Here is an 18,010-nt window from a genome sequence, read left to right as displayed (position 1 = left end):
GGGGACTCCGCGGGATGGTGTGGACACGTCGGGACATCGCGACGCTATCCCAGCGGACGCACGCCGATCACCGTCGGCGCTCGACAAAGGGTCGAACAGCGCCTTCGTGACCTTCGGACAAAGGATGCTGCTTACACGGGGTCAGGCGTGATACCGGTCACTGAGGTGGAGACGGTCGGCTCACTCCGCCACCCTGCGCCGCGACTGTGGGGTCCCGCCAATACCCGTGGAACCCCGTCTCGCCCGTCGGTCGCCTTCTGGGCAGGGCGGGTGCGTTTTGCTAGCTTCGCACGCATGGTTGCCCAGGCCCGGTACTTCACGTCGCGTCGCTATGTCGATCTGCGACGCCAGGGCACGGCCACCTGTAGCCGCCCGGGGTAGGGGCGGACCGATCGGCACGCCTCTGCTGTCGCAACTCCGAGACGTGTCGGCCCTCTTCCTTTCCCGAGGACGGTTCTCCATGCCCCGTACCGCGGTGTCCACCCTCGCCTCCCCCGTGCCACGTGCCGCCGACAGCGACCGCCGGCGCACCAGCGCCCGTGTCGTGCTGCGGTCCGTGCTGGAGCACGGGCCCGTGGCACGCAGCACCATCGCCCGGCTGACCGGGCTGTCGCCCGCGTCGGTGACCGAGCACTGTGCCCGGCTCACCGGCCTCGGCCTGATCCGGGAGTCCGCCGCGCCCCGCCGCTCCAACGGGGTCGGCCGCCCGCACGTCCCCGTCGAGCTGGACGACACGGGGTTCGTGGTCGGCGGGGTGCACGTGGCCGTGCCGTACACGACGGTGGCGCTGCTGGATCTGCGCGGCCGGGTGCTGGTCCGGCGTGAACTGAAGCACGAGCGGACCGATCCCGGCTGGGTGCTGGCGCGGACCGCCGAGGGGCTCGCGGAGCTGTTCGCCGGGATGCCGGGCCGCCGGCCGCTGGGCGTCGGCGTGGCCGTCGGCGGCTGGGTGGACCGGCAGACGGGCAGCGTCGTCGAGCACAAGCTGCTGGGCTGGCACGACGTACCGGTACGGGAGTTGCTCGGCGCCCGCACCGGCCTGCCGGTCCATGTCGACGGGCACGCGCGGGCGTTGCTGAACGGGGAGCGGCTGTTCGGGCGGAACCGGGGCAGCCGGAGCGTACTGCACCTGTTCGTGGGCAATGTGGTCGACGCGGCCTTCGCGACCCACGACGAGGTGCACCACGGTCCGCGTTCGGCGGCCGGGGCGATCGCGCACCTGCCGGTGCCGGGCGGCACCGAGCCGTGCCCGTGCGGCCGTACCGGCTGCCTGCAGGTCGAGCTGAGCGAGCGGACGTTGTGCCGGCGGGCCCGCGCGGCCTCGGTGATCGGCTCGGCCAACCCGATGCACGTGGTGGCCGCGGCGGCCGCCGGGGACCCGGTGGCCCGGCGGCTGCTGGTCGAGCGGGCGCGGGCGACCGGGCGGGCGGCGGGGCTGCTGCTGGACGTGCTCAATCCGGAGACGGTCGTGGTGACCGAGGTGGGGACCATCCACTTCGAGGACTGCCTGAGCGCGCTCAGGGAGGCGGTCGGAGAGGGCCGGGAGGCGGCCGTGCTGCCGACGAGCTTCCCGGATTCCGCGCTGGCGACGGCGGGCGGTTCGGTGGTTCTCGACGCCCTGTTCCGGGATCCACTGAGTGTGCCACCTGAGACTATTTAATTCAGAAACTCGGAATGTTGACAGGGATCAACGAAAGGCATGAACATGCTGGTCATGAGCCTGTCTACGAGCTGTCGCACCCTTTGTTGCTGACACATTGCCGCGCGTGAAGCGCGTGTTGCCCGGCTCCGCTCTCCCTCTTTCATCCGGCTTCTCGCTCCGGAATTCCTCCTGCCTTTCCCCTCCATCACCACGGGGAGTACTCCCATGCACCGTCGTGTCTTTCTCACCTCCTTGCTGGGCGCGTCCGCCGCCGTGGCGGGCCTCAGCGGCTGCGCCGAGGGCGACGCCTCCGCCGACACCAGTGGTGCGGCCGACAAGCCGCTCGCGGACAAGGTCCCGGCCGGCACCAGTCTGAAGATCGCCTCCTACCAGAACGTCCAGCAGCTCCAGTTCAGGCTGGCGAAGCTGCCCCGGCTCCCCTTCACGGTGTCGGACTGGGTGAACATCGGAGCCGGTCCGGATGTCATCAACGCCTTCCGCTCCAAGTCCCTCGACCTCGCGAACAACGCGGGCATCCCGCCGATCCAGGCGCACTACCAGGGCTTCGCCGCGAAGATCGTGGCGATCGACATCACCCGCAAACCCAACTACCTCTTCGCCACCAAGCCGGGCAGCGACATCCGCACGGTCGGCGACTTCAGGGGCAGGCGGCTCGCCTTCTCGCAGGGCCAGGCGCAGGGCGTCGTGCTCCTGCGGGCGCTGAAGCGGGCGGGTCTGGAGTACGGCGACGTGAAGCTGATCCCGCTGACCAGCAACCAGTTCCTGACCGCGCTGCAGGCCGGGCAGGTCGACGTGGCCCCGCTCGCCAACAGCCAGGCCCCCGCGTATCTGAAGCAGTACGAGGCGAAGGGCGCCCGCGCCATCCCCACCGACGTCGTCGACCTGCTCAACCTGCTGTGGGCCCCGCAGTCCGTGCTGAACGACCCCGCGAAGGCCGCCGCGGTCGCCGCGTACATCCCGCAGTGGGCCCAGGGCCAGGTGTGGCAGTACGAGCACCCCGACCAGTGGAACGAGGAGTTCTACGTCAAGACCCAGAACCTGACCCTCCAGCAGGCGCAGGGCATCACCAGGCTCGCCAACAAGCCTCTGTTCCCGCCCCGTTGGGACGAGGCGATCAAGTGGGAGCAGGACACCGCCGACCTGCTCGCCGAGGGCGGCTTCGTGAAGAAGTTCGACGTCTCCTCGCTCTTCGACCACCGCTTCGAGTCGATCGCCGCCAAGGCCGTACCCGAGGAGTACCGGAAATGACCGCCGTGACCACGACGACCGCCGTACCGGCGGCGGCCGGGGAGCTGCCCCGGGTCCGCCGGCGCCGCCGCCTCTCCCCCGGGCGCCGGCTGCCCGCCGTCCGGCTGGTCGGCCCCCTCGTCCTCCTCGCGCTGTGGGCCGCCGCCTCCGCCGCGGGGACACTCGACACCCGCGCGATACCGGCACCCTGGACGGTGCTGAGGACCGCGGGGCACCTGTGGACCGACGGGACACTGCCCACCGACGTCCTGACCTCCCTCGAGCGGGCCGGATACGGCTTCGCGATCGGCCTCGCCGCGGGTGTGCTGCTCGCGCTCGCCGCCGGGCTGAGCCGGCTCGGGGAGGCGCTGATCGACGGGACGGTACAGCTCAACCGGGCGATCCCGACACTCGGTCTGATCCCGCTGTTCATCCTCTGGCTGGGCATCGGCGAGTCCTTCAAGATCGCCATCATCGCGATCGTCGTGTACATCCCGGTCTATCTGAACACGCACGCCGCGCTGTCCGGCATCGACAGCCGCTACGTCGAACTCGCCGAGGTGCAGGGCCTGTCACGGCTCGCCTTCGTCCGGCAGATCGTGATCCCCGGCGCGCTGCCCGGATTCTTCGTGGGACTCCGGCTCGGCGTGACCGGCTCCTGGCTGGGCCTGGTGGTGCTGGAGCAGATCAACGCCACGTCCGGCCTCGGCTACATGATGTTCCAGGCGCAGAACTACGGCCAGAGCGACGTCATCCTGGTCGGCCTGCTGATCTACGGCGTCTTCGGCCTGGTCTCCGACAGCGCGGTCCGTCTCGTGGAACGGAGGGTGCTGTCGTGGCGCCGCACACTGAGCAACTGATCCGTCCGTCCGTGCAACTGCGCGGACTCACACGGTCGTTCGACGGCCGAACGGTTCTCGACGACATCGATCTGGACGTGCCCACCGGGCAGTTCACGGCCCTGCTGGGGCACAGTGGGTCGGGCAAGTCCACCCTGCTGCGGGCGGTCGCCGGACTCGACCACGGGGTCGCGGGAAGCGGCCGGCTCACCGCTCCCGAGCGGGTGTCGGTGGTCTTCCAGGACTCCCGGCTGCTGCCCTGGCGCCGGGTGCTGGACAACGTGCTGCTGGGGCTGAACGGCAAGGACTCCGAGGAGCGCGGCCGGGCCGCCCTCGCGGAGGTCGGCCTGAAGGGCCGCGAGCGGGCCTGGCCGGGCGAGCTGTCCGGCGGCGAGGCCCAGCGGGCCGCGCTGGCCCGCTCCCTGGTACGTGAGCCCGAACTCCTGCTGGCCGACGAGCCGTTCGGGGCTCTGGACGCGCTCACCCGGATCAAGATGCACGCCCTGCTGCGCGACCTGTGGCAGCGCCACCGGCCGTCCGTGCTGCTGGTCACCCACGACGTGGACGAGGCGATCGTGCTCGCCGACCGGGTCCTCGTCCTCGACCAGGGCCGCATCGGCCTCGACCTGCCCATCGACCACCGGCACTCACGCGACGCGTACCGGTCGCGGCTGCTGACGGCGCTGGGCGTCACGGAGGACCACCAGTGACACAGCGAAGGCTCCACCTCAACGCGTTCCTGATGAACACCGGCCACCACGAGGCCTCGTGGCGGCTTCCGGAGAGCGATCCGTACGCACACGTCGACCTGGCGCACTACGTCAACCTGGCCAGGATCGCCGAGCGCGGGACGTTCGACTCCCTCTTCCTCGCCGACGGACCCCAGCTGTGGAGCAACCTCGCCCAGCGCCCGGCCGGCGCGCTGGAACCGCTCACCCTGCTGACCGCGCTGGCGACGGCGACGGAGCACATCGGCCTGATCGCCACCGCCTCCACCTCCTACAACTCCCCCTACAACCTGGCCCGCAAGTTCGCCTCGCTGGACATCATCAGCGGCGGCCGGGCGGGCTGGAACATCGTGACCACGGCCGGGGTGGAGGCGGCCCGCAACTTCGGGCTGGACGCGGAGCCCGCGCACGCCGAGCGGTACGCCCGCGCGGCCGAGTTCCTCGACGTGGCGCTGAAGCTGTGGGACAGCTGGGAGGACGACGCGATCGTCGCCGACAAGGCGGCCGGCGTCTGGGGCGACGACAGCAAGATCCACCCGCCCCGGCACCAGGGCACGTTCTTCAGCGTGGCGGGCGCCCTCAACGTGCCCCGCACGCCGCAGGGTTACCCGCTCCTGGTGCAGGCGGGGTCGAGCGAGGACGGCAAGGCCTTCGCCGCGCGCTACGCGGAGGCGGTCTTCACCGCCCAGCAGACCCTCGCCGACGCCCAGGCCTTCTACGCCGACCTCAAGTCCCGTGCGGCGCAGGCGGGCCGGCACCCCGAGCACATCAAGGTGCTGCCCGGGATCGTGCCCGTGCTCGGCTCGACGGAGGCGGAGGCGCGGGCGGCCGAGCAGGTGCTGGAGGACCACATCGTGTACGACCACGGGGTGGCCCGGCTGGAGAGTCTGCTGCACCTTGCGCCCGGGACGCTGGAGCTGGACTCCGCGCTCCCCTCCGACCTGCCGCCCGAGTCCGCCGTCGAGGGCGCGAAGAGCCGCTACACGCTCGTGGTGCAGCTGGCGCGGCGCGAGAAGCTCACCGTCCGGCAGCTGATCGGCCGGCTCGGCGGCGGACGCGGCCACCTCACCTTCGCGGGGACGCCCGAGCAGGTCGCCGGCCAGATCGAGACCTGGTTCACGCAAGGAGCCGCCGACGGCTTCAACATCATGCCCGCCGTGCTGCCCTCAGGCCTGGACGCCTTCGTCGAGCACGTCGTGCCGCTGCTGCGCACGCGGGGCCTGTTCCGCACGGAGTACGACGGCCGTCCCCACCAGACCCTCCGTGAGCGCTACGGCCTCCCCCGCCCCGCCAACCAGCACCTGACCCCGGCTCCCGCCCTCGCCTGAAAGGACCCGCACATGTCCATCGAGATCACCAAGGTCACCGCCCGCATCGGCGCCCGTGTCTCCGGCGTCGACATCACCCGGCCGCTCTCCGCCGAGCACGTCACCGCGATCCGCGAGGCCCTGAACGTGCACAAGGCGCTGGTCTTCGACGCCGGCGACCTGGACGACGCCGGCCAGCAGGCCTTCGCCCGCCACTTCGGCGACCTGACCACCGCTCACCCGACGGTCGGCGCGGTCGACGGCGCCCCCAACGTGCTGCCCGTCGACAGCGAGCGGGGCCGCGCCAACCACTGGCACACCGACGTCACCTTCGTCCTCAACCCGCCGCAGGCCAGCACCCTGCGGTCGATCACAGTCCCGCCGTACGGCGGCGAGACCCTGATCGCCGACGCGGCCGCCGCCTACCGCGACCTGCCCGAGCCGCTGCGCCGCTTCGCCGACACCCTGTGGGCCGAGCACACCAACGACTACGACTACGCCGTGCCCGACGAGGAGGTCGACGAGGAGAAGGCCGCCCAGCGCGCCGAGTTCACGTCCATCACGTACCGCACGGCTCATCCGGTGGTCCGTGTGCACCCGCTGACCGGTGAGCGCGGGCTGTTCATCGGCGGGTTCGCGCAGCGGATCGTGGGCCTGTCTGTGGCCGAGTCCCGCAAGGTCCTGGAGCTGCTCCAGACGTACGTCACCCGCCCGGAGAACGTGCTGCGCCACCGCTGGGCGCAGCACGAGCTGGTGCTCTTCGACAACCGGATCACCCAGCACTACGCCATCGACAACTACGACGGGCAGCCGCGCCGGCTGCACCGGGTGACCGTCGCCGGTGACGTCCCGGTCGGCATCGAGGGCAAGGAGAGCTACGCGATCGAGGGCGACGCCTCGCACTACACGACGGTGCTCGCGGCCGCGTAGCCACCGGTTCACCCTGCGTACGACAGCTGTCCGGATACTGGGCGGCCGCTCCGCCTGAGCGGACGGGCCGCCCAGACTGGCGGGGTTTTTGCCCGCCCATTGCACGGGGAGAGCCACGCCCATGCCCAGCACCACGACGACCGAGACGCCGCCACAGCACCAGGACGGCCCCTCGCTCTCCCACGGCCTCAAGCAGCGCCATCTGTCGATGATCGCCCTCGGCGGCGTCATCGGCGCCGGCCTGTTCGTCGGCTCCGGCGCGGGCATCGCCGCCGCCGGTCCGTCCATCGTGATCGCCTACACGCTCTCCGGCCTGCTGGTCATGCTGGTGATGCGGATGCTCGGCGAGATGTCGGCCGCGTACCCGTCGTCGGGTTCCTTCTCGGCGCACGCCGAGCGGGCGATCGGCCCGTGGGCGGGCTTCGCCGCCGGCTGGTCCTTCTGGGTGCTGCTGTGCACGGCCGTCGGCCTGGAGGGCATCGGCGCCGCGAAGATCGTCCAGGGCTGGGTGCCCGGCACCCCGCAGTGGATGTGGGTCGCGCTGTTCATGGTGGTGTTCTGCGGAGCGAACCTGGCCGCCGTGAAGAACTTCGGCGAGTTCGAGTTCTGGTTCGCCGCGCTGAAGGTCGGCGCGATCAGCCTGTTCCTGGTCCTGGGCGTGCTGGCCCTCGCGGGTGTCCTGCCCGGCACCCACTCGCCGGGCACCTCGAACCTGTCCGACTTCATGCCGCACGGCACCCAGGGTCTGCTGGTCGGCCTGCTCGCCTCGGTGTTCGCCTACGGCGGCCTGGAGACGGTCACCATCGCGGCGGCCGAGTCCGAGAACCCGGTGCGCGGTGTGGCGTCCGCCGTCCGCACGGCCATGTGGCGCATCGCCCTGTTCTACATCGGCTCCATGGCGGTCGTCGTCGCGCTGGTCCCGTGGAACTCCAAGGAGGTCGTGGAGAAGGGGCCGTACGTCGCCACGCTCGACCACCTCGGGATCCCCGGCGCGGGCCAGTTGATGAACGTGGTCGTCCTCGCCGCCCTGCTCTCCGCGATGAACGCGAACATCTACGGCTCCTCGCGCATCGCCTACTCGCTGGTCGAGCGCGGCCAGGGTCCGAAGGTGCTGGCGAAGCTGTCCGGCGGGGTGCCCCGGGTCGCGGTCCTCACCTCCTGCTTCTTCGGCTTCGTCTGTGTGCTGCTCAGCTACTGGCGGCCGGACGACGTCTTCCCCTGGCTGCTGAACATGATCGGCGCGGTCATCCTGGTCGTCTGGATCTTCATCGCGGTCTCCCAGCTGCTGCTGCGCCGCCGGATCGAGCGCGAGGCCCCCGAGAAGCTGGTCGTGCGCATGTGGGCGTTCCCGTGGCTGACCTGGGTGGCGCTGGCCGGCATGGCCGCGATCTTCGTCCTGATGGCGCGCGAGGCGGACACCCGCGTCCAGCTCTGCTCCACCGGCGGCATGACCCTGGTCCTGGCTGCCGTCGGCTTCCTCTGGCAGCGGGCCCGCGCCAAGCGCTGAGCCCCGCCCGGGCAACGGCCCCCACGTGCGACACGTGGGGGCCTTTCCTTGCCCGGCCACTGTTGTTGTTAGCGTGTAGTTGCAAGTAACTTGCAATAAGCTTCCCAAAGGGGATCACTCGTGCCCGTCTACACGCTGCCCGACCTGCCCTACGACTACTCCGCGCTCGCCCCCGTGATCAGCCCGGAGATCATCGAGCTGCACCACGACAAGCACCACGCGGCCTATGTGAAGGGCGCCAACGACACCCTGGAGCAGCTCGCCGAGGCGCGGGAGACGCAGGCGTGGGGCTCGGTCAACGGCCTGGAGAAGAACCTGGCCTTCCACCTCTCCGGCCACATCCTGCACAGCATCTACTGGCAGAACATGACCAGCCCGAAGGACGGCGGCGGCGAGCCCCTCGCGGCCGACGGCGTGGGCGCACTGGCCGACGCCGTCAAGGAGTCCTTCGGCTCCTTCGCCGCCTTCAGGACCCAGCTGTCCAAGGCCGCGGCCACCACCCAGGGTTCGGGCTGGGGCGTGTTGGCGTACGAGCCGCTGAGCGGCCGGCTGATCGTGGAGCAGGTCTACGACCACCAGGGCAACGTCGGCCAGGGCTCCGTCCCGATCCTGGTCTTCGACACCTGGGAGCACGCCTTCTACCTCCAGTACCGCAACCAGAAGGCGGACTTCGTCGAGGCCATGTGGCAGGTCGTCGACTGGCAGGACGTGGCCCGCCGTCACGAGGCCGCCAAGTCCCGCGCCGACGCGCTGCTGCTCGCTCCCTGAATCCCCCGAGACGTCCTGCCTCGTGATCGTCTTCTCCCCCTTCACGACGGCAGGCGGAGGAAGGGAGAACCCCCGTGAGGACGTGACTCACGGGGGTCCTCCTGGTCAGGACCGTCCGTATGCGCGGGGGGCAGGTGCCGCACGATGGATACATGCCCCGTATGCACCGTATGCCCATCACAGGCATGCCGCCGGTCCGCGGGCGGCGACGCGTTCGGACCGCGGCCACGGTCGCGCCGGCCGCGGCCGCCCTGCTGCCGGCCACCGTTTCCGCTGCGGCCGCGCCGCGCGACGACACCGTCGCCCTGCGGACGCTCGACGCCGTCGTGAAGGGCGACTACACCGCCGCCACCGTCCACTTCGACGCGGCCGTGCGCAGGCAACTGCCGCCGGACACGCTGGAGAAGGCGTGGAGCAGCTTCCAGGGCCAGTACGGACGCTACGAGTCCCACCGGGATCCAAAGGACGCCGCGGTCGGCGGGTACACCGTGGTCAGCGTGCCCCTGCGCATGGAGCGGGGACCCGCCGAGTTCCGCGTGAGCTTCGACAAGGGCGGGTCCGTCGCCGGGCTGTTCTTCCGCAAGCCGGGCGTGCCGCTCTCCTAGAGCGCCGGGGGGCCTACAGGTTGGTGAAGTCCGGCCCCTTGGTACGGGTCCGCTTGATCTCGTAGAAGCCCGGCACGGAGGCCACGGCGAGCGTGCCGTCCCACAGGCGGGCCGCCTCCTCGCCCTTCGGGGCGGGGGTGACGACCGGGCCGAAGAAGGCGATCTGCTCACCGTCGGGGCCGGGCACCGCGATGACCGGGGTGCCGACGTCCTGGCCGACCTTCTCGATGCCCTCCTTGTGGGAGGCGCGCAGTTCGGCGTCGAACTCGAAGTCCTGCTGGTCGGCGTAGTCGATGAGGCCGGCGGGCAGGCCGACGTCCGCCAGGGCGCCGGCGACGGCCTCCAGGGTCGGGCCCTCACCGTTGTTGTGGATGCGGGTGCCGAGCGCGGTGTAGAGCGGACCGAGGATGTCGGCGCCGTGCTTCTGCCAGGCCGCGGTGACCACGCGCACCGGCTGCCAGGCCTTCGTCTCGAGCATCTCCCGGTACTCCTCGGGCAGCTCGTCGATCCTGTTCTCGTTGAGGACGGCGAGGCTCATGATGTGCCAGCGGACCTCGATGTCGCGGACCTTCTCCACCTCCAGCACCCAGCGGGAGGTCATCCAGGCCCAGGGGCACAGCGGGTCGAACCAGAAGTCGACGGGGGTCTTGCCGGACTCGGACATGGCTCTCCTCAACGAAAGACGCTTTCCAGCACTCAACCACGTCCTCCCGTCCGGCATTCCCTGCTGCCTCCCGTCAGGGGCACATGGCAGGATCGGTCCTGATTCAGCCCTCATCCACGCGATCACAAGGGAGTGCCCTCCGTGCCCGGTGAGAATCTGTCCCGTGACGAGGCCCGGGAGCGGGCCGCCCTGCTGTCCGTCGACGGGTACGAGGTGTCCCTGGACCTCAGGTCCGCCGTCGGCGGCGGGGACGGGGAGCCGCGCACCTTCCGCTCGGTGACCACGATCCGCTTCCGCTGCAACGAGCCGGGCGCGGCGAGCTTCGCCGACCTGATCGCGCCGGGCGTGACCGCCGTCTCCCTCAACGGCCGGGACCTGGACCCGAGCGAGGTCTTCGACGGCGCCCGGATCGCGCTGGAGGACCTGGCCGAGGAGAACGAGCTGGTGGTGGACGCGCAGTGCGCCTACTCCCGCACCGGCGAGGGTCTGCACCGCTTCGTCGACCCCGAGGACGGCGAGGTCTACCTCTACACCCAGTACGAGCCGGCCGACGCCCGCCGGGTGTTCGCGAACTTCGAGCAGCCGGACCTGAAGGCGCCGTACCGCTTCGAGGTGCGGGCGCCCGAGGGCTGGACGGTGTGGAGCAACGGGACGGGCGAACCGGCCGACGGCGTCTGGCGGTTCGCGGAGACCAAGCCGATCTCGACGTACATCACGTGCGTGGTGGCGGGGCCGTACCACTATGTGACGGACACCTACGAGCGGGTGTTCGAGGACGGCAGCAAGCTGGAGATCCCGCTCGGCGCGATGTGCCGCAAGGGTCTCGCCCCGCACTTCGACGCCGACGACGTCTTCCTCATCACCAAGCAGGGCCTGGACTTCTTCCACGACCACTTCGACTACCCGTACCCGTTCGGGAAGTACGACCAGGCGTTCGTGCCCGAGTACAACCTGGGCGCCATGGAGAACCCGGGCCTGGTGACCTTCCGCGAGGAGTACATCTTCCGCGGCAAGGTGACCCAGGCGTCGTACGAGGCGCGGGCCAACGTCATCCTGCACGAGATGGCGCACATGTGGTTCGGCGACCTGGTCACCATGGAGTGGTGGGACGACCTGTGGCTGAAGGAGTCCTTCGCCGACTTCATGGGCACGTTCGGAGCCGTCGGCGCGACCCGCTTCAAGGACGCCTGGATCACCTTCGCCAACCGCCGCAAGGCCTGGGCGTACCGCGCGGACCAGCTGCCGTCCACGCATCCGGTCACGGCGGACATCCGCGACCTGGAGGACGCCAAGCTGAACTTCGACGGCATCACGTACGCCAAGGGCGCCTCGGTACTCAAGCAGCTGGTGGCGTACGCCGGCCAGGACGCGTTCCTGGAGGGCGCCCGCCGCTACTTCAAGCGGCACGCGTACGGCAACACGCGCCTCGGCGACCTGCTGTCGGTGCTGGGCGAGACCAGCGGCCGGGACATGGCGGCGTGGGCGCGTTCGTGGCTGCAGACGGCCGGGGTGAACTCGCTGACGCCACAGGTGCTCCTGGACCCGGAGGGCCGGGTGGCCGAGCTGGCGGTGGTGCAGGAGGCGCCGGAGTCGCACCCCGAGGAGCGGCCGCACCGGGTCGCCGTGGGCCTGTACCGGCGGACGCCCGAGGGCGCGCTGGAGCGGTACGCGCGCGTGGAGACGGACGTGGAGGGCCCGCGCACGGTCGTCGCGGACCTGGCGGGCGCCGAGGCGCCGGAGCTGGTCCTGGTCAACGACGACGACCTGACGTACTGCAAGGTCCGCTTCGACGAGACCTCGCTGGACACGCTCCGGACGCACCTGGGCGCGCTGACCGACCCGCTGGCCCGGGCGCTGTGCTGGTCGGCGCTGTGGAACATGACCCGGGACGCGCTGCTGCCGGCGCGGGACTTCGTCGGCCTGGTGCTGCGGTTCGCGGGCCGCGAGTCCGACATCGGCGTGCTGCAGATGCTGCACGCGTGGGCGAACTCGGCGCTGGTGCACTACGCGGCGCCGCAGTGGCGGCAGACCGGTGCGGAACAGCTCGCCGAGGGGGCGCTCAGGGAGCTGCGGGCGGCGGGGCCGGGCAGCGAGCAGCAGCTGGCGTGGGCGCGGTTCTTCGCGACCGTGGCCTTCGCCGAGCCGGACCTGGAGTTCCTGAAGGACCTGCTGGACGGGACGACGTCGATCGACGGCCTGGAGGTGGACCAGGAGCTGCGCTGGGCGTTCCTGGAGCCGCTGGCGGCGCACGGGGTGGCCGACGAGTCCGTCCTGGCGGCCGAGCTGGCCCGCGACGACACGGCGTCCGGCAAGCGGCACCAGGTCCGGTGCCTGGCGGCCCGCCCGTCGGCGGCGGTCAAGGCGCAGGCGTGGGCACAGGTGGTGGAGTCCGACGCGCTGTCGAACGCGCTGGTGGAGGCGACGATCGCGGGCTTCGACCAGCCTTCGCAGCGGGAGCTGACGGCGGCGTACGCGCAGAAGTACTTCGCGGCGATCGAGCGGGTGTGGCGGGAGCGGTCGATCCAGATCGGCATGGACGTCGTACGGGGCCTGTTCCCGGCGCTGCAGGACCGCCCGGAGACCGTGGACGCGACGGACGCGTGGCTGGACTCGCACCCGGACGCGGCGCCGGCACTGCGCCGGCTGGTGCTGGAGGCGCGGGACGACCTGGCGCGGGCGCTGCGCGCACAGGAGTGCGACGCGGCGGCCACCGGCCACTGAGCCTTGGCCTGAGCTTCCCCGGCCAGTGACCGTTACGAAATTCGGTCAAACATAGCCGTAACCCCTGGTCCGCGCCCGTTCGGACCAGGGGTTTCCCTTCCCTACTCGGCACCCGAACACTTGACCTTTAGTCCCGGCTTGTCTGCATTCTTCGACGGCCGTGTAACAGCGGTTACAGGTGCGACGGGGGGTGGGAATTTCGAGGCCATGACGCACAACACCCCGCTCTCCCCCCGCCCTCTCCGTCACCTCTCCGAGGTCCACCGCCGCGTCCTGACGACGGCCCAGCTCCGCTCCCACGGCGTGAGCACGGCCGAACTGACCGAGCAGTGCCGCCCCGGTGGCCCCTGGCAGCTGCTGCTGCCGAACGTGGTCCTGCTGCACCCGGGCCCGCCGACGAGCGAGGAGCGTCTGCACGCGGCCCTGCTGTACGCGGCCCGTGAGTCCGCGCCCGGTGTGCCGGCCCAGCCGACGGCGGAGGAACCGCACCGAGCGGTCTACGCGGAGGCGATGATCACGGGCCTCGCCGCCCTCACCCTCCACGGCTTCTCCGCCGCCCCATCGCTGCTCTCCCTGGACCGCATCGACGTCCTGGTCCCCCGGCTGCGCCGGCTGCGCTCCGCCGGCCACGTCCGGGTCCTGCGTACGGGCGCCCTGCCCACCCCGAACACGGTGACGGGCCTGCCGGTGGCGCCGGTGCCGCGGGCGCTGGCGGACGCGGTGGCGGAGCTGACGGACGGGCAGGCGGTACGGCGGCTGCTGACCGAGGCGGTGCGCGGCGGTCACTGCGAACCGGCCGCGGTGGTACGGGCGTTGACCCATGCCAAGCTCCTGAACCGCCCGCACGTGGTGGACGCGGTGAACTCGCTGGTCGCGGAGGGCCGCTCGATCGCCGAGCAGCGCCTGTACCGGATGGTCGGCGAGTACGGGCTGCCCGACCCGGTGTGGAACGTGGACCTGCGCCTGCCCGGCGGTCCGCACCTCGGCGGCCTGGACGCGTACTGGCCCGACCAGGCGGTGGCGGTGGAGCTGGACACCCGGGCGCCCCGTCAAGGGCATCGGGAGGACGACGACGAGCTGTGGGCGGAGTACGCCCGCAAGCGCGAGCACCTGGAACGCCTCGGGATCACCGTCGTGTACATCACCCCGCGCAAGCTCAGGGACGCGATGGAACAGCAGGCGGCGGTGGTCCGCACGGCCCTGATGGCCTCCGCCGACCGCGACCCGGCCGCGTATGTCGTGGTGCTTCCCCGGTAGTGACGGACCGGGAGGCATCGGGAGGGCGGCGCGACGCCCTCGGGAGGGGAGAGGAGGGGCCGCCGGGCGGATGCCGGCGGCCCCTCCTCGTGCGTCCGGTCCCCGGGTGACGCTGGGTTCTCACCCGAACGGAGGAGCCGCGCGGGCGGCGCCGTCCGGACCACGCAGGATGAGAGGTATGCGACACACCCGGACAGCCGCGTGCTCGTCGGTCCTCCTGCTCGCCGGCGCCTGTCTCGTCGGCGCCCCCGCGACGGCACAGGCGGCGCCACCGGGAGCGGGCCCGGGGTACGTGGCCCTCGGTGACTCCTACTCCGCCGGTCTCGGCGCCGGCGACTACCTCCCCACCGGCACGAACTGCAGGCGCAGCAGCCGGGCGTACCCGGTGCTGTGGGCCTCGGCGCACCGAGTGGCGTCCTTCGCCTTCCCCGCGTGCAACCACGCCCGGACGAACGACGTCCTGTCCCGCCAGCTCGGCACGCTCGGCGCCGGTACCAGGCTGGTCACCCTCACCGTCGGCGGCAGCGACGCGGGCTTCGTCGGCGTCATGACGACCTGCGCGCTGGGCGGAACCAGCCGCTGCCTGTCAGCCGTCGCCGGCGCCCGCGCCACGGTGGACAGCTCCCTCGGGGACAGCCTGGACCGGCTCTACTCGGCCATCCGGAACCGGGCCCCCGCCGCCCACGTCGTGGTGCTCGGCTATCCCCACCTGTACCACCTCAGAGGCACCTGCGAAGCCGGACTCCAGGACACCGCGCGCGCCGCCGTCAACGACGGCGTGGACCACCTCGACGCGGTGATCGCCCGCCGCGCCGCCGCCCACGGGTTCACCTTCGCCGACGTCAGGGCCGCCTTCGCCGGCCATGAGATCTGCTCGTCCAGCCCCTGGCTGCACAGCGTGGACCTGCCGGCGGTCACCGAGTCGTACCACCCGACGGCACCGGGACAGTCCCTCGGCTACCTGCCGGTCCTGGAGCGCGTCTCCTGAAACCCGCAGGGCCGGAACCGGCGGAACCGCAGCCGGCAACGCACGCTCGCCGTCCCGGCCTGCGCCCCCTGCCGGCACAGGGCGCCCGGCGGCCGCGGCAAACCACGCCAGAGCGGCACCCGGGTCCGGCAGGGGCCGGTGCCCGGGTCCGGCAGGGGGCGGTGCCCGGGTCCGGCTACCGCTCCTCCGCCGCCTCTTCGCCCAGCGGGACGGACGGTGCCGGGATCGCGTCGCCCACCGCGTGCTGCGCCATCGCCCGCTGCCCGCCGGCCTGCGAGGCGTACACCTCGTCGAGCAGGGCCGCGTAGGCCGCGATCATGCGGGTGCGGCTGAAGCGCTCACGGGCGGCCTCCAGAACCGGCGCGAGCTCCGCACGCCCGGCGGCCGCGGCGGACCACGCCAGAGCGATCGCACCCGGGTCCGGCGGGGTCACGAAGCCGTGGCCGGTGACGATGGCCGCGCTGTCGCCGATGTCGGTCGTCACCGGGACCGCGCCGCACATCATCCCCTCGATCAGGCACAGCGGTGCCGCCTCGCCGGAGACGGAGGTCAGGGCGACGACGTCGGCGGCGGCGTAGACGGCCGGCATGTCCTGCCGCACGCCGAGCAGGTGCACCCGGTCGGTGAGCGACGGCGCGTCCGCGAAGGCGTCGGCGAGGTCCGCGCGCAGCCCGGGGTTGCCCGGCGTCATCCCGGCACCGCACATCACCAGGTGCCCGCCGCCCTCGCGGGCCAGCCAGGCCCGGGCCGCCCGGAGCAGCAGCGGGATGTTCTTCATGGCGGCGTACCGGGCCGCGAAGACCACCACCGGCGCGCGGTCCGCGATCCCGAGCGCGGTGCGCACGGCGAGGCGCGCGGCCGGGTCCGGGCGGAAACGGAGCAGGTCGACGCCGTTGGGTATGACGTGCAGCAGCCGGGCAGGGATGCCGGCGGCCTCGTAGGCGGCCCGCGTGGACTCGGCGCAGCACACGCACGCGGCCACGGTGCCGTCGGCGATGGCGGCCTTCAGCTCCTCGAGCGCGGGCCCCTGGTTCTCCGGGTCGGAGCGGTGCAGACAGACCACGACCGGGCGGCGGGGCAGGCCCGCCTGGTTCAGCAGGGCCAGCGGCTGCTCCTTGAGGGACAGGATCACCTCCGCCCCGGCCATCGACCGAGCCGTTTCGGCCAGCTCGGGTCCGCTGAAAACGTTCGCCGCGAGCGTGCCGTCCACCAGGCCGGCGGTGCGGCCGAGCGAGGTGACGCCGACACCGCCGGCGGTCAGCGCCCGGTAGCAGTGGTCGTCCTCCATGCGCTGCCGCGTGGCCTCGCGATGAACCTCACCGTGGATGCTGAGTACCTGGTGGGACTGGCCGCCCTCGGCCAGTCCCAGTACGACGTCGCTGTGCACGATCCGGGCCCCTCCGGAGAAGAAGCCCTCGTAGACCGACAGCACACGCAGTCCGTGTGTCGCGCGCACACGACCACCCGCCTTGCATAAATGATCGCGAAGATCGAGCCAACCCCGTCCACAGCGGGTTAGCCGATATGAGGCGGTACGGACATTACGGGCGCGTTAACGCGGAATGACGCGAATGAAACGGTGCCTAACAGAATTCCCCTTCGAGTACGGCAGCCGTGTCCCCGGCCCAGTCGCCGTTGAAATTGAGCGCCAGGGCATGCCGCCCGTCCACCGTCACATCCGCCTCGCTGACCGAGCCGTGAATGCCACCGCTGTGGCCCCAGACATGAACACCGCAGCTCAGCGTGGTGTCCATGAGGCCGAGGCCGTACCGGACATTGGGAGCGATCTTGGTGTCCACCGTGGTCTTCATCTCCTTCAGCTCGTGCGCCGGAAGGAGTCTTCCGCCGAGCAGGGCGCCGTAGAAGCGGTCGAGGTCGGCGGAGTCCGCGATCATTTCGCCCGCCGAGGAGGCGAGGGAGGGATTGAGGGTGGTGACGTCATGAACGGGACTCTTCGGATCGGTGAATTTGGAGTAGGCGCGGCTGCTCGGCTGCGGGACGGTGACCGTCGTACCGGGCAGGGAGGTGGCCCTCAGGTGCAGCGGTCCGATGATGCGGCGGGCGATCTCGGTGGCGTACGAGTGTCCCGTCACCCTTTCGATCAGCATGCCGGCGATCACATAGTTGGTGTTGGAGTAGTGCCAGGACGTCCCCGGCGCGAAGTCCGGCTTGTGCCGCATCGCCACGGCGACCAGCTGACGCGGTGCCAGGGTGTCGTAGCGGTGCTGCGCGAAGCCGTCCGCGGTGAAGTAGGCGCGGCCGAAGTCCGCGTCCTCGGTGTAGCTGTAGACGCCGCTGGTGTGGTTCAGCAGCTGCCGGACGGTGATCCGCCGGCCGTCGTTCCCGTTCCCCTGGACGACGCCCGGCAGCCAGGTGTCCACCGTGTCGTCCAGGGACAGCCGGCCCTCCGCCTCCAGCTGGAGCAGGACGGTGGCGACGAAGGTCTTGGTGATGCTGCCGACGCGGTAGCGGTCGGCGGTGGAGCGCGGCCGGCCCGTGCGTGTGTCGCCGACACCGGCCGTCGCGGACCAGGTGCCGCGGGTGTCCTTCGCCGTGGTGGTCACCCCCGGCACGCCGGCCGCGACGGCCGCCTCGACGGCCTTCAGCGTGCCGGCGTGGCCGCTCCGTGGGTGTGTGCCGGTGGCGGCCACGGCCGGAGCGGTCAGGGCCGCCGAGACGAGCAGGGCGGCGGTGCCCACCAGGGTCGTGCGTGTCGTGCGTGCGCGCATGTCTTCCCCCAACCAGTGATGTCGGTGCGGTCGAGGGGACAAACCGGTGAGGGGTACGGGAAGGTTGCCTGCCGTTG

15 protein-coding genes are annotated in these 18,010 nt (G+C 71.4%); 12 read left to right on the top strand and 3 right to left on the bottom strand.

Going from position 1 to position 18,010, the window contains the following annotated elements; all coding sequences use genetic code 11:
• Nucleotides 1-460 precede the first annotated feature (460 nt).
• The 9 genes from ABZ919_RS31490 (at nucleotide 461) to ABZ919_RS31450 (ending at nucleotide 9,574) form a co-directional block, all read left to right on the top strand.
• The gene (locus ABZ919_RS31490; protein ID WP_361254256.1) at nucleotides 461-1,660 is read left to right on the top strand and encodes an ROK family transcriptional regulator; all 1,200 of its coding nucleotides are present in this window, start codon (nucleotides 461-463) and stop codon (nucleotides 1,658-1,660) included.
• 207 nt (nucleotides 1,661-1,867) lie between these two features.
• Complete coding sequence (locus ABZ919_RS31485; protein ID WP_361254253.1) at nucleotides 1,868-2,911, top strand: ABC transporter substrate-binding protein; 1,044 nt, start codon at nucleotides 1,868-1,870, stop codon at nucleotides 2,909-2,911.
• On the top strand, nucleotides 2,908-3,750 hold the full coding sequence (locus ABZ919_RS31480; protein WP_361254250.1) for an ABC transporter permease: 843 nt from the start codon (nucleotides 2,908-2,910) through the stop codon (nucleotides 3,748-3,750). Before ABZ919_RS31485 ends, ABZ919_RS31480 begins: the two co-directional genes overlap by 4 nt.
• Nucleotides 3,726-4,439, top strand: a complete 714-nt coding sequence (locus tag ABZ919_RS31475; protein WP_361254248.1) for an ABC transporter ATP-binding protein — start codon at nucleotides 3,726-3,728, stop codon at nucleotides 4,437-4,439. The genes ABZ919_RS31480 and ABZ919_RS31475 overlap by 25 nt, the downstream gene beginning before the upstream one ends.
• Complete coding sequence (locus ABZ919_RS31470) at nucleotides 4,436-5,785, top strand: LLM class flavin-dependent oxidoreductase (protein WP_361254246.1); 1,350 nt, start codon at nucleotides 4,436-4,438, stop codon at nucleotides 5,783-5,785. The genes ABZ919_RS31475 and ABZ919_RS31470 overlap by 4 nt, the downstream gene beginning before the upstream one ends.
• Before the next feature lie 12 nt (nucleotides 5,786-5,797).
• The gene (locus tag ABZ919_RS31465) at nucleotides 5,798-6,694 is read left to right on the top strand and encodes a TauD/TfdA family dioxygenase (protein WP_361254243.1); all 897 of its coding nucleotides are present in this window, start codon (nucleotides 5,798-5,800) and stop codon (nucleotides 6,692-6,694) included.
• A 121-nt stretch (nucleotides 6,695-6,815) separates the two neighbouring features.
• Entirely contained in the window at nucleotides 6,816-8,201 is a 1,386-nt protein-coding gene (locus ABZ919_RS31460; RefSeq protein ID WP_361254240.1) for an amino acid permease, read from the top strand.
• Nucleotides 8,202-8,321: 120 nt separating this feature from the next.
• Complete coding sequence (locus ABZ919_RS31455) at nucleotides 8,322-8,969, top strand: superoxide dismutase (protein WP_361254238.1); 648 nt, start codon at nucleotides 8,322-8,324, stop codon at nucleotides 8,967-8,969.
• Between the two features lie 152 nt (nucleotides 8,970-9,121).
• On the top strand, nucleotides 9,122-9,574 hold the full coding sequence (locus ABZ919_RS31450) for a DUF3887 domain-containing protein (RefSeq protein WP_361254236.1): 453 nt from the start codon (nucleotides 9,122-9,124) through the stop codon (nucleotides 9,572-9,574).
• Nucleotides 9,575-9,587: 13 nt separating this feature from the next.
• Here ABZ919_RS31450 and ABZ919_RS31445 read toward each other — a convergent pair whose 3' ends face one another.
• Nucleotides 9,588-10,238 carry a DsbA family protein gene (locus tag ABZ919_RS31445; protein WP_361254234.1) on the bottom strand — a complete coding sequence of 217 codons (651 nt, stop codon included), beginning with the start codon at nucleotides 10,236-10,238 and terminating at the stop codon, nucleotides 9,588-9,590.
• A 141-nt stretch (nucleotides 10,239-10,379) separates the two neighbouring features.
• On the opposite strand from ABZ919_RS31445, the gene pepN reads away from it, so the two are divergent.
• From pepN to ABZ919_RS31430, 3 genes are all read left to right on the top strand, one after another.
• Nucleotides 10,380-12,959: an aminopeptidase N gene (pepN, locus tag ABZ919_RS31440; RefSeq protein ID WP_361254232.1), complete on the top strand. Its 2,580-nt coding sequence runs from the start codon at nucleotides 10,380-10,382 to the stop codon at nucleotides 12,957-12,959.
• 207 nt (nucleotides 12,960-13,166) lie between these two features.
• Nucleotides 13,167-14,216, top strand: a complete 1,050-nt coding sequence (locus ABZ919_RS31435) for a hypothetical protein (RefSeq protein WP_361254230.1) — start codon at nucleotides 13,167-13,169, stop codon at nucleotides 14,214-14,216.
• Nucleotides 14,217-14,394: 178 nt separating this feature from the next.
• The gene (locus tag ABZ919_RS31430) at nucleotides 14,395-15,204 is read left to right on the top strand and encodes an SGNH/GDSL hydrolase family protein (RefSeq protein WP_361254228.1); all 810 of its coding nucleotides are present in this window, start codon (nucleotides 14,395-14,397) and stop codon (nucleotides 15,202-15,204) included.
• Nucleotides 15,205-15,379: 175 nt separating this feature from the next.
• Here ABZ919_RS31430 and ABZ919_RS31425 read toward each other — a convergent pair whose 3' ends face one another.
• Together ABZ919_RS31425 and ABZ919_RS31420 are read right to left on the bottom strand one after the other, a co-directional pair.
• Complete coding sequence (locus ABZ919_RS31425) at nucleotides 15,380-16,636, bottom strand: glycosyltransferase (protein WP_361254415.1); 1,257 nt, start codon at nucleotides 16,634-16,636, stop codon at nucleotides 15,380-15,382.
• A gap of 151 nt (nucleotides 16,637-16,787) precedes the next feature.
• Nucleotides 16,788-17,933, bottom strand: coding sequence for a serine hydrolase domain-containing protein (locus ABZ919_RS31420; protein ID WP_361254226.1), 1,146 nt, complete (start codon nucleotides 17,931-17,933; stop codon nucleotides 16,788-16,790).
• Nucleotides 17,934-18,010: the final 77 nt, after the last annotated feature.

The organism is Streptomyces sp. NPDC046759, from assembly GCF_040645475.1.
Taxonomy (GTDB): Bacteria; Actinomycetota; Actinomycetes; order Streptomycetales; family Streptomycetaceae; genus Streptomyces.
The sequence above is the reverse complement of the archived record's forward strand: the minus strand, read 5'-3'. Positions and strand labels throughout refer to the sequence as shown.